This window comes from Tessaracoccus flavus, assembly GCF_001997295.1.
GTDB lineage: Bacteria > Actinomycetota > Actinomycetes > Propionibacteriales > Propionibacteriaceae > Arachnia > Arachnia flava.
The window spans coordinates 1,067,099-1,080,280 of sequence record NZ_CP019605.1; the positions used below are offsets into that span (position 1 = coordinate 1,067,099).

A 13,182-nucleotide genomic window follows, 5' to 3' on the forward strand; every position below is an offset into this window, starting at 1 on the left:
GCAGGTACTGGCACGGCAATTGCGCGGTCCTCGTGCCGAAGGTGCAGGCATGACGATACCTGTGATGAAATGCACCACCCGCGCGGACCTGCTCGCCGTGCCAGCCGTCCTGTTCGGATTCCACCCGGCGGAATCCTGCGTGGTGATGGGCATGGTCGGCTCGACCGTGGGGTTCACCGCCCGGTTGGACCTCGACTGGCACCTGCGCGGACCACGGCAGATCTCGGCGCAGATCAGCAATGCCGCCCATGAGGTGGGCGCGGACGAGTTCGTGATCCTCGGCTACGCAGCCGACCCCGATCTTGCGTTCCTCTCCGTGACAGAACTCACCGCAGCCCTGGGTCCGACGCGGGTGCGGGAGTCACTCGTGACTGACGGAACTCGCTACTGGTCGCTCGACGACGGGGAGCCGTTCCCGTTCGAGTTCGACACATCCTCGGTGGCGGCGCAGGCGGTCTATGAGGGGAGAGTCATCTCTCACGACCGCGCCGAAGCGGTGTCCGCCGTCGAGACCTGGCATCCCGCGAGTCCCTCCGAGGTCGATCGCGTCGTCGAGGCGCTGGGGGAGACTGCCGATCCCGAGGATCGGCTGTGGGAGCTGCTGCTGGCCGAGGACCGCCTGTCGGATGACGACGCCCTCGAGTTGGCGCTGCTTCTCTCTGACACCGAGCTGGCTGATGGCGTCGTCGGTGCGTTCACCATCGAGTCGGCCAAGGCTGCCTGGCCCAATCTCCTCCGCGCGCGCACCGTCGTCCCTGAGGAGGGGCAGGGGGAGGTGCTGGCGGTGCTGGCGATGGCCTCCTGGCTCCGCGGGGGAGGAGCGGAGTACACCTCGCTCATCGAGCAGTTGGGCCGCGTGGCCCCGGACCATCCCGTGACCGGGACCTTGGAGGTGATGCACCAACTGGGGATCCCCCCGAGCCGGTGGTCCGAATGCGGGTAGTGTCATGCCATGCGTTTCGTGGTGTGCGGTGAAGCCCTCATTGATCTGATGCCCGAGGAGTCGATCTCCCCGGCCGAAAGCCGGTGGATCGCCCGGTCGGGTGGCGGTCCACTCAACACGTCGGCGGCCCTGGCCAAGCTCGGCCGGGACTCGCACTTCCTGGGGCGGCTGAGCAACGACGCGTTCGGCCGACAGCTCCGCAGCCACCTCGAGGCGTCAGGCGTACAGACCGATATCTCCGTCTCCACCGACGACCCGACGTCTGTGGCCGTGGTTTCGCTCGACGAACGCGGGCATGCCTCCTACACCTTCCACTTCGAGGGCACCAGCAACTTCAACTGGAAGGCCGACGAGTTCCCGGTCCTCGACAGCGACGACTGGCTGCATTTCGGCTCGATCGGTGCCGTCATCGGCCCCGGGGCGAAGCGGGTCCTCGACTTCGTGCGTTCCACCCAGGCGGCAGTCAGCTTCGACATCAACGTCCGCCCGTCGTGCCTTCCGGATCGCGCCGCCTACTTCGCGCTCGTGACCGACCTGATGACCGCCGTCGGCGGCCATGCGGGCATCGTCAAGGCCTCGGACGAGGACATTGCCTGGCTCGTGGACGATGACACCGACCCGCTCGGTTACGCCGAGGCCTGGGCGGCGGAGTTCGGGCTCAGCCTGTTCATCGTGACGCTCGGCGCCGACGGCGTCGCGGCGGTCAAGCCCGACGGACGGGTGATCCGGGTCCCTGGGAACCGGGTTCAGGTGGTGGACACCGTCGGCGCAGGGGACACCTTCATGGCGGGTTTCCTGTCCGCCTTCGCCGAGGATCCCGACAACGTCGCGGCGGCACTGGCGCGCGGGGCAGCGGCCGCCGCGATCGTCTGCACGCGCAAGGGCGCCCAACCGCCGTCCGCCGCGGAGGTGGACGCGTTCCTCGAGTGAATCGCGCCCCCGTGGCTCGGAGGTATATTGAGCCTTCGCGCCGTCTGGGCGCGCCCGCGAACCAGCATCAGGAGAAATAGTCGTGAGCCAAGAGGCCGCACAGTACGACAAGGTCCAGGCCCAGGAGAAGTGGCAGGCTTTCTGGGAGGAAGACGAGACCTTCAAGCCCCTGGATGACGGGTCGCGTGAGCGCCGGTACGTGCTTGACATGTTCCCGTACCCGTCGGGCGACCTCCACATGGGTCACGCCGAGGCCTACGCGATGGGCGACGTCGTCGCCCGCTACTGGCGCCTGCGCGGCTACGACGTGCTGCACCCGATCGGCTGGGACTCGTTCGGGTTGCCCGCGGAGAACGCGGCGATCAGGGCCGACGCCCACCCCGCCACCTGGACCTACAACAACATCGAGACGCAGGCCCGTTCGTTCAAACGGTATGGGCTGAGCCTTGACTGGTCACGTCGCCTCCACACGTCGGACGAGGACTACTACCGCTGGACCCAGTGGCTCTTCAACCGGTTCTACGAGCGTGGGCTCGCCTACCGCAAGGACTCGTTCGTCAACTGGTGCCCGAAGGACCAGACGGTGCTGGCCAACGAGCAGGTCGTCGACGGCGCCTGCGAACGCTGCAAGACCCCCGTCACCAAGCGCAAGCTCAACCAGTGGTACTTCAAGATCACTGACTACGCCCAGGAGCTGCTCGACGACATGAGCCAGCTCGAGGGCGGCTGGCCGGACCATGTGCTCGCGATGCAGCGCAACTGGATCGGCCGTTCCGAGGGTGCGCACGTGGATTTCCGCGTCGAGGGCAGGCAGGCGCCGATCACGGTCTTCACGACCCGTCCGGACACCCTGTTCGGGGCAACGTTCATGGTGGTGGCTCCCGACGGCGAGCTGGCGCAGGAACTCGTCACGGACGAGTGCCGGCCGGCGTTCGAGGAGTACCTCGAGCAGGTGAAGCGGACCACCGAGATTCAACGCCAGTCGACCGAGAATGAGAAGACCGGTGTCTGGCTCGGGGTGCACGCCACCAACCCCGTCAACGGTGAGCAGGTGCCCATCTGGGCCGCCGACTACGTCCTGGCCGACTACGGCACAGGCGCCATCATGGCGGTACCGGCCCACGACCAGCGTGACCTCGATTTCGCGCGGAAGTTCGACCTTCCGGTGAGGACCGTCCTCGACGTCGACGGCACCGATCCGGCGCAGACGGGCGTGGCCACCGTCGGCGACGGGGCCTACATGAACTCCGGCCTCCTGGACGGACTCAGCGACAAGGCCGCGGGCGTTGCCCGCATCATCGAGCAGCTCGAGGCAGACCAGATGGGCACCGGCACGGTCCAGTTCCGGTTGCGCGACTGGCTGCTGTCACGCCAGCGCTTCTGGGGTTGCCCCATCCCGGTGATCCACTGCCCGAGCTGTGGCGAGGTGCCGGTGCCCGACGATCAGTTGCCGGTCCGCCTCCCCGACCTCCGCGGCGCGGCGCTCGCCCCGAAGGGCACCTCCCCTCTGGCTTCTGCCACCGACTGGGTCAACGTCCCCTGCCCCTCCTGCGGTGAGGACGCCAGGCGCGACACCGACACCATGGACACCTTCGTCGACTCGTCCTGGTACTTCTTCCGCTACTGCTCGCCCGGCTACACCGAGGGCCCGTTCGACCCCCAGGACGTGCGCAACTGGATGCCGGTGGCGCAGTACGTCGGCGGCGTCGAGCACGCGATCTTGCACCTGCTCTACATGCGGTTCTTCTCCAAGGTGCTGCGCGACATGGGTCTGGTCGACTTCGACGAGCCCATGCTCCGGCTGCTCAACCAGGGCCAGGTCATTAACCAGGGCCGCGCCATGAGCAAGTCGCTCGGCAACGGCGTCGACCTGGGCAAACAGATCGACGAGTTCGGCGTCGACGCCGTGCGGCTCACGATGGTTTTCGCCGGACCGCCGGAGGACGACATCGACTGGGCCGAGATGTCCCCGGCATCGAGCCTGAAGTTCCTGCAGCGCGCCTACCGCCTGGCGGCCGACGTCACCTCGCCGCTCACGGTGGACTTCGCCGACGGTGACGCCCAGCTGCGAAAGGCCACCCACAAGGCGATCGCCGAGATCACGACGCTGCTCGATTCCGGTCGGTTCAACGTGGCCGTGGCGCGGACGATGGAGCTGGTCAACGCCACCCGCAAGACCATCGACGGGCAGGCCGGACCCGCTGATCCCGCCGTGCGCGAGGCTGTCATGTTTGTGGCCCAGTCGCTGAGCGTCGTCGCGCCGTACGTGGCCGAGGAGATGTGGGAAGTTCTGGGCCTGCAGCCGTCGGTGGCCAACAGCGCCTGGCCTGAGGCCGACCTCTCGCTCACGGTGGACGACACCGTGACGATGGTCGTGCAGATCCAGGGCAAGATCCGCGCGAAGCTCGAGGTCGCGGCTGACATCTCCGAGGACGAAGCCGTTGAGATGGCGCTCGCCGACGCGGGTGTCCAGCGGAGCCTCGACGGACGCGGGGTAGCCAAGGTGATCGCCCGGCTGCCGAAGATGCTGAGCATCGTCCCGCAGTGACCTCACGCTGACGACTCGGCGTGCCCTGTCCACAGGTGAGGATCCGCGTGGGAAAAGCGGGTCGACGCTGACGACGATGCGGGCATGCAGCCCAACCAAGCCGAGGAACTGGCTCGCGCCCGGCTCGCGTTCGTCAGCGCCGGCCTGCCGCCGCTCAGCGCACCCCGTCGGGCTGCCCCCGAGGCGGATGCCGACGTCGCGCTGCCGGCCAACGCCGTACCGGATGGGGGCGCCGAGAGCGTCGAGCCGCTAACCCGCCCGGCCACGACGCCTGCGCCGTGGTCCATGCCCGCCGTGACCGCGCGACACGTGGCCGTCGTCGTGGTCCTGCTGCTGTGCGCGGTAGGAGTGGCGTTCGCGGCCCTGGGCCGCAGTGCCGCGACGGAGATTCCTGTCGCCCCCGTCGTGGTCACTTCGACCCCACCACCCTCGCCGAGCGCACCGCCGACGGTGCGGGTGCATGTGGCAGGCGCGGTGGCCCGGCCGGGGGTCGTCCGGGTACCCGCCGCCTCCATCGTCCAGGACGCCCTCCTCGCCGCCGGCGGCCTGACCCCGGAGGCGGACGCGGCACTGCTCAACCTGGCGGCCCCCGTCGCTGACGGGATGCAGATCGTCGTCGGCACGGGGGACGAGCCGATGGGTGAGATCCGACAGGGCGATGGCGGGGAGGGAGGCAGCACCTCAGAGTTGGATCTCAACTCCGCCACCGCCGCGGAGTTGGAGTCCCTGCCCGGCATCGGCCCGGTGACGGCCGCGTCCATCGTGGCGTGGCGCGAGGAGCATGGCCGCTTCACCTCCGTCGCTGAGCTCCAGGAGGTCAGCGGTATCGGACCCAAGACCTTTGAGAAACTGGCTCCGCTGGTCAGGGTGGGTTGATGGGCGGCACCGACCAGGCGTGGCCGCACGACTGGCGTCTCGTCCCCGTGGCGGCCGCAGCGTGGGCCGCGTCGTGGATGGGAACGGCGGGCTGGACGCCGGGCCGGGACGTCGTCATGGCCCTCCTCGCAGGGGTGGGGCTGCTCGGCGTGATGGCGGGGCGGTCGGGGCGTCGGTGGACCGCCCTCACGCTGGCAGTCCTGGCGGTGGGGGCCTCCACGGCGGGACTGCAGTCGCACCATCGTCACACGTCTGCTGTTGCCCAGTTGGCCGAGGAGGGCGCCACAGCGACGGTCCTGCTCAGGCTCAGGGCCGAGCCCCAGCCTGGACGTCAGGCGAGCATCGGTCGGGCCGAACTCGTCTGGGCCGAAGCACGGGGACGCCGCATCCAAGCCGCGGTTCCCATCGTCGTGATCGGTGTGGGGACGGTTGGCGAAGAACTGCTGTCGCTCACCGCGGGTGCCGAGTACCTCCTGGAGGGACGATTGGCCGCAACCGAGCGCGACGACGCGGCGGCCGCGCTGCTGCGGCTGCGCCGCGTCGTGCGTCAGACCGCGGAGCCAGGCCTCCTCGACGCCGGCGCCAACGCGATGAGGGCGGGGCTGCGGTCGGCTGTGGCCCACTCGCCACCCGATCAGGCTGCGCTGGTCCCGTCGCTCGTGGTCGGTGACACCTCTGCGGTCGATGGGGGCATGCGTGACAACTTTCAGGCGACGGGGCTGACGCATCTCATGGCGGTGTCCGGGGCCAACCTCACGCTGATGCTCGGGGTAGTCCTCGCGGTTGCCCGCGCCGTCGGGGTGCGAGGGTGGGCCGTGCGAGCTGCCGCGGTCGCGGGGGTACTTGGGTTTGTTGTCCTCTGCGGTCAGGATCCCTCGGTGCTGCGAGCCGCGGCGATGGGCCTGGTGGCGCTCGCCGCCGTCGGGGTGGGCCGCGGACGCCGGAGTGTCCGGGCACTCAGCGTCGCCGTGCTTGCTCTGGTGTGGTTGGACCCGTGGCTGTCGAGGTCGGCCGGGTTCGCGCTGTCGGTGGCTGCTTGTGCCGGCATCGTGCTGCTCGGCCCCAGACTGGTGGGGGCCATGACCAGATGGGCGCCGCGCTGGCTTGCGGAAGCGATCGCAATCCCGTTAGCGGCGCAGGTGGCGACTCAGCCGATCGTGACGGCGCTAAGCGAGCAGGTGTCGGTCATCGGTGTGGTCACCAACGCCCTGGCGGGGCCGTTCGTCGGTCCCACCACGATCCTGGGACTTGGGGCTGCCCTCCTGTGGTTCGTGCCCGTGTTGGCGGTAGGTCCGGGCTGGCTGGCCGGCTGGTGCTCCCAACCCATCCTCTGGCTGGCCGACGGCGGAGCGGCCCTGCCGTCAGCCGCGTGGGAATGGCAGCCGACCGCTGCGGGCTTGACCATCGTGGCCGGCGCCGCCTTGGGTGCGACGTGGGTGCTGCCCCGCCTCCTGGCGCGGCGGTGGGGGTTCGTGCTTCTCATCGGCGCGATCCTCGGGGGCTCGGTGGTCCGACCGGTGACGCTGGGCTGGCCCGGGGACTGGGCGGTGGTGTTCTGCGACGTCGGGCAGGGGGATGCGACGGTCCTCAACGCGGGCGGAGGGGCGGCGGTTCTGGTCGACGCAGGACCGGAGGCTGCGCCGACACTGGCGTGCCTGAAGTCGCTCGGCGTGCGCTCCCTGCCCATGCTGGTACTCAGCCACTACCACTCTGACCACGTCGGTGGGGCGGCCGCCGTCATAGCGAGGTTTCGTCCAGAGCTGATCCTGGTGAGGGCGGGATCGCCTCCGGATTGGCTGGCCTCGGCCGCGACGCAGGCCGGCGTCGTCGTCCGCGAAGCGGCCGCGGGAGAAGTCCTCGGGGTCGGCTGGGTGCAGTGGCAGACCGTGTCCGCCACGGAGCCCTTCGCCGACTGGCAACCCGAGCCAGACGGCGAGGGATCGGCGGAGAACGATGCGTCGGTCGTGGCGGTTGCCCGCTCGCGTGACGTCAGCGTCCTGCTGGCCGGCGACCTCGAACCTGGCGGGCAGAGCCTTGCGCTGAGGTCCGCGGCCCGGCAGGGGATCGACCTCTCCGTCGACGTGCTGAAGCTGCCGCACCACGGCTCCTCACGCCAGGACCCGCGGTTCTTCGAGGTGACGTCGGCCAGCGTCGCGGTGGCGTCGGCCGGAGAGGGCAACTCGTACGGTCACCCGTCGGCGAGCACCATGAAACTGAGCCGAGACCTCGGCATGACGGTGGCCAGAACCGACATGGATGGCGACGTCGCCGTCGCACGGCGCGGGGACGGGCTCGTGATCCGCACCGCCGGATGATGGTGGGCACCAATTTCGTCGGGCAACGGGAATGCACCACGATGGGGGCGTGACCCGCTCCCACATGCCCGAAGCTCGAACCGTCGTCCGGGCGATCCTGCTGGTGACCCTGATGGGCTCCATCGTCTTCGCGTCGGTCCGGTTGGCCACGGCACCGGCGGCGTCCGCTGATCCGAGCGTCCGGGTGCAGAGCGACTACGTTCTGATGCTGCTGCAGTGTGCGCTGGGGATCGTGGTGATGTTCCTGCCCCTCATCGTGCAGAGACGCTTCGCCGTGCACCTTCCGAGCGCCATCGAGATCGCGTTCTTCGTGTTCCTCTACTGCGCCATCTACCTGGGAGAGGTGCGCTCGTTCTACTTCCGCATCCCGTACTGGGACAACGTCCTGCACTTCTTCAGTGGCGCCATGCTCGGGGCGCTCGGCTTCGTCCTGGTGCAACTGCTGAACGACTCACAGCGCCTCCATGTGGAGCTGAGCCCCGCTTTCGTGTCCTTCTTCGCCTTCTGCTTCGCCCTGGCGAGCGGCGTCGTGTGGGAAATCTACGAGTTCACGGCGGACTCACTGCTCGGCACGAACATGCAGAAGTACGTGACCGAGGCGGGGGAGGTACTGATCGGACGGTCGGCGCTCCACGACACGATGATCGATCTGATCATCGACGCCTCGGCGGCGCTCATCGTGACAGTGCTCGGCTTCCTGTGGCTTCGACCGCGCATGGGAAAGGACGCTGAGAGGCCTGCACCGCTCCTGGAGCGCCGACCGGCGGCCGACTGACCGCCGATCCGGGTGGTTATGCCTCCAGCGTCTCGCGCGGCGTGAGCCCCGCAGCGCGGTACATGTCGTCGATGACCCGCATGGTCTTGACCGAGTCGGTGGGATCGGTCAGCACTTCGGTGCCCTCCCGGATCGCCGAGACGAACACCGCCAGCTGCTCCTCGTAGCTGGTGGGCTTCGTGGGCAGTTCCATGGTCGGATTCTCGCCGGAGACGCGCAACCAGTTACCCTCCTGCGGCTTGACGAAGCCCGAGACCTCCATCGTGCCGCGGGTGCCCGTGAGCACGGCGGTCTGAACCTCCTCGTCCTCGAGCAGCGAGCTGGAGATCGTGGCGGTCACCCCTGACGGGAACTCGAGTTCGGCCGTGAGCGCCTCGTCGATGCGGGCGTCCTCGGGGGACGGACGGTAGGTGGCCGAGGTGACCGTGGGCTCCTCACCGACGATGCTGCGCACCAGATGCAGGGGGTAGCACCCCAGATCCATGGTGGCTCCGCCGGCGACGTCGTAGCGGTAACGGATGTTGGTGCGGTCCGGCAGGTTGATGTTGAACGTCGCCGTGATGTCCTGCAGCTCCCCGATGCTGCCGAGCTCGACGAGTTCGATGATCTTCCTGGTGAGGGCGTGGTAGCGGTAGTGGAAGGCCTCCATCACGACGAGCTCGGATGCGGCCGCGACCTCCGCCACGCGCTGCGCCTCCTCGGCGTTGGAGGCGAACGGCTTCTCCACCAGGACATGCTTGCCGGCCTGGAGCGAGCGAATCGTCCACGCCGCGTGGTGTGAGTTCGGAAGCGGAATGTAGATCGCGTCGATGTCGGGGTCGGCCACGAGCGCCTCGTAGCTGTCGACCACTCGCGCGATGCCGTGCTCGGCGGCGAACTCCTCGGCACGGGCCCTGTCCCTGGCGGCGACCGCGGCCAGCTCCACGTCCGGGTTGGTGTGGGCCGGCTCGATCAGCGAAGTCGGTGTGATCCCGGCGGCGCCGAGAATCCCGATCCGGATCGCCCCGCTCATTGGGCATCCTTCTCGGCGTACTCGGCGAAGTTGTCGAGGATGGCCTGCCAGCCGGCGCGTTGCGGGTCGGTGGGCTCCTCCTCGTCAGGGTCGAACGACTGCTGGACCAGCGTGGTGCCGTCCGCCTGCGTCTCGAAGGTCACGCTGACCGAGCGCCCGTCGTCGAGCGTGTACTCGATGAGCCGGTGGTCGACGACGGTGGTGTACGTCCCTGCAAACTCGAACGACTCGTCGCCGTCGACCTCTTCCATGGTGTAGCTGAACTCGCCCCCCTCACGGAGGTCGTTGCTGGCGAGGGGGCAGTGCCAGTCGTCGCTGGCATGGTTCCAGGCCTGGATGGCGTCCTCATCGGTGAAGGCCGCCCAGGCAGCCTCGATGGGGGCGTCGACGATGGTGCTGATCTCGATACGTTCACTCACATGATGAAGCCTGCCACGGGTGGCGTCGGCATTCCAGCGGGAGGGGGGAGAAGTTGACGGTGATCCCTGGCAAGCTATCCACCATGACCTCGGCGTTCGGCACCTCGCTCCTCATCACCGGTCCCGAGAGCCTTCTGGCCAGCCGGATTGTGGCTGACACCAAACGCCGGGCGTTGGCGGCCCACCCCGAGGCGGACATCAACGAGATCCAGGCCACCGAACTGGCCGATTCAATGCTGTCGGAGGTGGTGGGCGGCTCGCTGTTCTCTTCGCACATCATCGCCATCATCGACGACGTCGGCGCCTGCCCACCTGAGGTGGTCGACCAACTCGTGGCCGTCGCGGCGGACCCGCCCGAGGACCTGTGCCTCATCCTCGTCCACCAGGGCGGGATGAAGGGCAAGGGCCTGGTCGACAAGCTGAAGAAGGCGAAGGTGCAGGTCGAGCAGGTGGCGGCGATCAAGCCCTGGGAGCTGCCGAAATTCGTTGCAGCGGAAGCCAAGCGACACAAGGTGCGCATCAGTCAGGAGGCCGCGGGCGAGCTGGTCGCCGCGGTGGGGCACGACCTGCGCAGCCTCGCCGCCGCCGTGTCCCAACTAGCCTCCGATGCCGGATCCGGTGAGATCGACGCCGCGCTCATCCGGAGGTATTTCGCGGGGAGGGCGGAGGTCACGAGCTTCGCCGTGGCCGACGCCGTCCTGGCCGGCAATGCGAGCCTGGCGCTGGAACGGCTGCGGTGGGCCTTGTCGACGGGCGCCGCGCCCGTCCTGGTGACCAGCGCGATGGCCGGCGCGTTCCGCGGGATGGGACGTTACCTCGATGCGCAGGGGAGCCGGCTGAGCGACGCTGACATGGCCCGCCAGATTGGCATTCCGTACTGGAAGATCAAGGACTACTCCCGAGCGGCCAGCAACTGGCAATCAGGCGCTGTGGCGTCGGCGATCAGGATCATCGGCATTGCCGACGGCGAGGTCAAGGGCGCCGCCACCAACGCCGACTTCGCGCTTGAGAGGATGGTGCTCGGGGTGCTCAAGCTCCGGCGACGCTGAGCTGATTCAGGGCGCGCGAAAACAGCGCCCTGACGACCGAGGGTCAAGACGCTGTTGTTGGAGCGCTGAGAGCTGGGCTCAGAGAGCGGCGACAGCCTGCGAGATGGCCGACTTGCGGTTGGCAGCCTGGTTCTTGTGGATGACGCCCTTGCTCACGGCCTTGTCGAGGCTGCGGTTGGCAACAGCGGCGAGCGCGGCGGCCTTCGCGGGGTCGCCCTCGGCGACGGCGGCGCGGGCGTTGCGGACGTGGGTGCGGAGAGCCGACTTGACGGCCTTGTTGCGCAGGCGCGCCTTCTCGTTGGTCTTGTTGCGCTTCTGCTGGGACTTGATGTTCGCCACTGGGCAAGCCTCTTTACGGTGAAGTTTGTGATTACTCGGTCTCGCGTTTGCACGCGACGGTCAAGATTACCTGAGCAGGTCCCGGCCTGCAAAATCGCGGCAGTCGTGAGAGTATGGCCTGTCCCAGTTCATCGACGAGGAGACGAATGCCTGCTCCGCGCCCAGGGAAGACCGACCCGGCGATCATCCGCAACTTCTGCATCATTGCACACATCGACCACGGCAAGTCCACGCTGGCCGACCGCATGCTGCAGTTCACCGGTGTCGTCGACGCTCGCCAGATGCGCGCCCAGTATCTCGACCGGATGGACATCGAGCGCGAGCGCGGCATCACGATCAAGTCCCAGGCCGTCCGGATGCCGTGGGATAAGGACGGCGTCACGCACGTCCTCAACATGATCGACACTCCGGGGCACGTCGACTTCACCTACGAGGTCTCCCGGTCGCTCCAGGCGTGCGAAGGCGCGATCCTGCTCGTCGACGCGGCGCAGGGCATCGAGGCGCAGACGCTGGCCAACCTCTACCTGGCCATCGACGCGAACCTCACCATCATCCCGGTGCTCAACAAGATCGATCTGCCCAGCGCGAACCCCGACAAGTACGCCGCCGAGATTGCAGGCATCATCGGCTGCGACGTCAGAGATGTCCTCCGCGTCTCCGGCAAGACCGGTGACGGCGTGCGGGAACTGCTCGATCACGTCGTCGACATGGTGCCAGCCCCCGTCGGTGACCCGACGGCTCCGGCCCGCGCGCTCATCTTCGACTCCGTCTACGACACGTACCGGGGCGTGGTCACCTACGTCAGGGTGGTCGACGGCGAGCTCAAGCACCGCGAGCGCATCCTCATGATGTCCACCCGCGGCACGCACGAGCTGCTGGAGGTGGGCGTCATCTCGCCCGAGCCCATCAAGTCGGACGCCATCGGCGTGGGCGAGGTGGGTTACCTGATCACCGGCGTGAAGGATGTGCGCCAGTCCCGGGTGGGCGACACGGTCACCATCGACTCCCGTCCTGCGGCCAAGGACCTCGGCGGCTACCGCCACCCCAACCCGATGGTCTACGCAGGTCTCTACCCGATCGACGGCGACGACTTCGGCGAGCTGCGCGAGGCGCTCGAGAAGCTCCAGCTCAACGACGCGGCGCTCACCTACGAACCGGAGACCTCCGGTGCGCTCGGGTTCGGGTTCCGGATCGGCTTCCTCGGGCTGCTTCACATGGAGATCGTCAGGGAGCGGCTCGAGCGGGAGTTCAACCTCGACCTCATCTCCACCGCACCCAACGTCGTCTACCGCGTCGTGATGGAGGACGGCTCCGAACACACGGTCACGAACCCGTCGGAGTATCCCGAGGGGAAGATCGCGGAGGTGTACGAGCCGGTCGTTCGCGCCACCATCCTCGCGCCGTCGGAGTACATCGGCACGATTCTCGAGCTCTGCCAGACCCGCCGCGGTATCCAGCGTGGCCTCGACTACCTCAGCGAGGACCGCGTCGAGATCCGGTACACACTGCCGCTGGCGGAGATCGTCTTCGACTTCTTCGACGCGCTGAAGTCGCGCACGAAGGGCTACGCCTCCCTCGACTACGAGCCGGACGGCGAAGAGTCGAGCGAACTCGTCAAGGTGGACATCCTCCTGCACGGGGATCCGGTGGATGCGTTCTCGGCGATCGTGCACAAGGACAAGGCGTACTCCTACGGCCTCCTGATGGCCTCCAAACTCAAGGAGCTCATCCCGCGACAGCAGTTCGAGGTGCCCATCCAAGCCGCCATCGGCTCGCGGGTCATCGCCCGGGAGACCATCCGCGCCATCCGCAAGGACGTGCTCGCCAAGTGCTACGGCGGTGACATCTCGCGTAAGCGGAAGCTGCTGGAGAAGCAGAAGGAAGGCAAGAAGCGGATGAAGATGGTGGGCCGGGTCGAGGTGCCCCAGGAGGCCTTCGTCGCCGCGCTGTCGACCTCGGAGTCCGCGAAGAAGTAG

11 protein-coding genes are annotated in these 13,182 nt (G+C 68.0%); 8 read left to right on the forward strand and 3 right to left on the reverse strand.

From position 1 onward, the window contains the following. The first annotated feature begins 64 nt into the window (after positions 1 to 64). From RPIT_RS04770 to RPIT_RS04795, 6 genes are all read left to right on the forward strand, one after another. Positions 65 to 943 (forward strand): DUF4192 family protein, encoded by an 879-nt coding sequence (locus RPIT_RS04770; RefSeq protein ID WP_162274496.1) that lies wholly within the window; start codon positions 65 to 67, stop codon positions 941 to 943. Between the two features lie 9 nt (positions 944 to 952). Then, positions 953 to 1,873: a carbohydrate kinase family protein gene (locus RPIT_RS04775; RefSeq protein WP_077341156.1), complete on the forward strand. Its 921-nt coding sequence runs from the start codon at positions 953 to 955 to the stop codon at positions 1,871 to 1,873. Between the two features lie 82 nt (positions 1,874 to 1,955). After that, a complete protein-coding gene (gene leuS / locus RPIT_RS04780; protein ID WP_418361371.1) occupies positions 1,956 to 4,421 on the forward strand; it encodes a leucine--tRNA ligase in 2,466 nt (821 codons plus the stop codon). 84 nt (positions 4,422 to 4,505) lie between these two features. Continuing rightward, positions 4,506 to 5,297: a ComEA family DNA-binding protein gene (locus RPIT_RS04785; RefSeq protein ID WP_226996340.1), complete on the forward strand. Its 792-nt coding sequence runs from the start codon at positions 4,506 to 4,508 to the stop codon at positions 5,295 to 5,297. Continuing rightward, a complete protein-coding gene (locus RPIT_RS04790; protein ID WP_077341160.1) occupies positions 5,297 to 7,612 on the forward strand; it encodes a ComEC/Rec2 family competence protein in 2,316 nt (771 codons plus the stop codon). The genes RPIT_RS04785 and RPIT_RS04790 overlap by 1 nt, the downstream gene beginning before the upstream one ends. A 49-nt stretch (positions 7,613 to 7,661) precedes the next feature. Beyond that, a complete protein-coding gene (locus RPIT_RS04795; protein ID WP_218121522.1) occupies positions 7,662 to 8,387 on the forward strand; it encodes a DUF2238 domain-containing protein in 726 nt (241 codons plus the stop codon). 16 nt (positions 8,388 to 8,403) lie between these two features. Here the strand turns inward: RPIT_RS04795 and RPIT_RS04800 are convergent, their stop codons facing one another. Next, positions 8,404 to 9,399, reverse strand: coding sequence for a Gfo/Idh/MocA family protein (locus RPIT_RS04800; protein WP_077341162.1), 996 nt, complete (start codon positions 9,397 to 9,399; stop codon positions 8,404 to 8,406). Continuing rightward, on the reverse strand, positions 9,396 to 9,818 hold the full coding sequence (locus RPIT_RS04805) for an SRPBCC domain-containing protein (protein WP_077341164.1): 423 nt from the start codon (positions 9,816 to 9,818) through the stop codon (positions 9,396 to 9,398). Before RPIT_RS04805 ends, RPIT_RS04800 begins: the two co-directional genes overlap by 4 nt. An 83-nt stretch (positions 9,819 to 9,901) precedes the next feature. Here RPIT_RS04805 and holA point away from each other — a divergent pair, with 83 nt between their 5' ends. Then, positions 9,902 to 10,867: a DNA polymerase III subunit delta gene (gene holA, locus RPIT_RS04810; protein WP_077344213.1), complete on the forward strand. Its 966-nt coding sequence runs from the start codon at positions 9,902 to 9,904 to the stop codon at positions 10,865 to 10,867. Positions 10,868 to 10,945: 78 nt separating this feature from the next. Here the strand turns inward: holA and rpsT are convergent, their stop codons facing one another. After that, positions 10,946 to 11,206: a 30S ribosomal protein S20 gene (gene rpsT / locus RPIT_RS04815; RefSeq protein ID WP_077341166.1), complete on the reverse strand. Its 261-nt coding sequence runs from the start codon at positions 11,204 to 11,206 to the stop codon at positions 10,946 to 10,948. 146 nt (positions 11,207 to 11,352) lie between these two features. Between rpsT and lepA the strand changes: the two genes are divergently transcribed. Next, positions 11,353 to 13,182: a translation elongation factor 4 gene (lepA, locus tag RPIT_RS04820; protein WP_077341168.1), complete on the forward strand. Its 1,830-nt coding sequence runs from the start codon at positions 11,353 to 11,355 to the stop codon at positions 13,180 to 13,182.

Bases quoted from the DNA above. Each gene is read 5' to 3' on its own strand.
- RPIT_RS04775 (WP_077341156.1), top strand. From the start codon at position 953: ATGCGTTTCGTGGTGTGCGGTGAAGCCCTCATTGATCTGATGCCCGAG.
- lepA (WP_077341168.1), top strand. From the start codon at position 11,353: ATGCCTGCTCCGCGCCCAGGGAAGACCGACCCGGCGATCATCCGCAAC.
- RPIT_RS04785 (WP_226996340.1), top strand. From the start codon at position 4,506: ATGCAGCCCAACCAAGCCGAGGAACTGGCTCGCGCCCGGCTCGCGTTC.
- RPIT_RS04770 (WP_162274496.1), top strand. From the start codon at position 65: ATGAAATGCACCACCCGCGCGGACCTGCTCGCCGTGCCAGCCGTCCTG.
- RPIT_RS04800 (WP_077341162.1), bottom strand. From the start codon at position 9,399: ATGAGCGGGGCGATCCGGATCGGGATTCTCGGCGCCGCCGGGATCACA.
- RPIT_RS04790 (WP_077341160.1), top strand. From the start codon at position 5,297: ATGGGCGGCACCGACCAGGCGTGGCCGCACGACTGGCGTCTCGTCCCC.
- holA (WP_077344213.1), top strand. From the start codon at position 9,902: ATGACCTCGGCGTTCGGCACCTCGCTCCTCATCACCGGTCCCGAGAGC.